At 52.7% G+C, this 1663-nt stretch carries 1 rRNA gene; it reads right to left on the reverse strand.

The window, feature by feature from the left end:
* Positions 1-1663 (reverse strand): 23S ribosomal RNA (locus ABLV30_RS26990); the annotation flags it as partial.

Genomic DNA, 1663 nt, shown 5'->3' on the forward strand with positions numbered 1-1663 from the left:
AGGGGCCCACGTTAGAACACCAGCCATTAAAGGGTGGTATTTCAAGGATGGCTCCATGCAGACTGGCGTCCACACTTCAAAGCCTCCCACCTATCCTACACATCAAGGACCAGTGTTCAGTGTCAAGCTATAGTAAAGGTTCACGGGGTCTTTCCGTCTTGCCGCGGGTACACTGCATCTTCACAGCGAGTTCAATTTCACTGAGTCTCGGGTGGAGACAGCCTGGCCATCATTACGCCATTCGTGCAGGTCGGAACTTACCCGACAAGGAATTTCGCTACCTTAGGACCGTTATAGTTACGGCCGCCGTTTACCGGGGCTTCGATCAAGAGCTTCTCCTTACGGATAACCCCATCAATTAACCTTCCGGCACCGGGCAGGCGTCACACCGTATACGTCCACTTTCGTGTTTGCACAGTGCTGTGTTTTTAATAAACAGTTGCAGCCAGCTGGTATCTTCGACTGATTTCAGCTCCACGAGCAAGTCGCTTCACCTACCATCAGCGTGCCTTCTCCCGAAGTTACGGCACCATTTTGCCTAGTTCCTTCACCCGAGTTCTCTCAAGCGCCTTGGTATTCTCTACCTGACCACCTGTGTCGGTTTGGGGTACGATTTGATGTTACCTGATGCTTAGAGGCTTTTCCTGGAAGCAGGGCATTTGTCACTTCAGCACCGTAGTGCCTCGTCATCACACCTCAGCGTTAGTAACGTTCCGGATTTACCTGGAACATCCGCCTACATGCTTAAACCGGGACAACCGTCGCCCGGCCAACATAGCCTTCTCCGTCCCCCCTTCGCAGTAACACCGAGTACAGGAATATTAACCTGTTTCCCATCGACTACGCCTTTCGGCCTCGCCTTAGGGGTCGACTCACCCTGCCCCGATTAACGTTGGACAGGAACCCTTGGTCTTCCGGCGTGCGGGTTTTTCACCCGCATTATCGTTACTTATGTCAGCATTCGCACTTCTGATACCTCCAGCAACCCTCACAGGCCACCTTCAACGGCTTACAGAACGCTCCCCTACCCAACAACACATAGTGTCGCTGCCGCAGCTTCGGTGCATGGTTTAGCCCCGTTACATCTTCCGCGCAGGCCGACTCGACCAGTGAGCTATTACGCTTTCTTTAAATGATGGCTGCTTCTAAGCCAACATCCTGGCTGTCTGGGCCTTCCCACATCGTTTCCCACTTAACCATGACTTTGGGACCTTAGCTGGCGGTCTGGGTTGTTTCCCTCTTCACGACGGACGTTAGCACCCGCCGTGTGTCTCCCGTGATAACATTCTTCGGTATTCGTAGTTTGCATCGGGTTGGTAAGTCGGGATGACCCCCTAGCCGAAACAGTGCTCTACCCCCGAAGATGAGTTCACGAGGCGCTACCTAAATAGCTTTCGGGGAGAACCAGCTATCTCCCGGTTTGATTGGCCTTTCACCCCCAGCCACAAGTCATCCGCTAATTTTTCAACATTAGTCGGTTCGGTCCTCCAGTTAGTGTTACCCAACCTTCAACCTGCCCATGGCTAGATCACCGGGTTTCGGGTCTATACCCTGCAACTTAACGCCCAGTTAAGACTCGGTTTCCCTGCGGCTCCCCTATACGGTTAACCTTGCTACAGAATATAAGTCGCTGACCCATTATACAAAAGGTACGCAGTCACCC

The sequence above is a fragment of the Klebsiella sp. CN_Kp113 genome (assembly GCF_040064585.1).
Lineage (GTDB): Bacteria > Pseudomonadota > Gammaproteobacteria > Enterobacterales > Enterobacteriaceae > Klebsiella > Klebsiella michiganensis.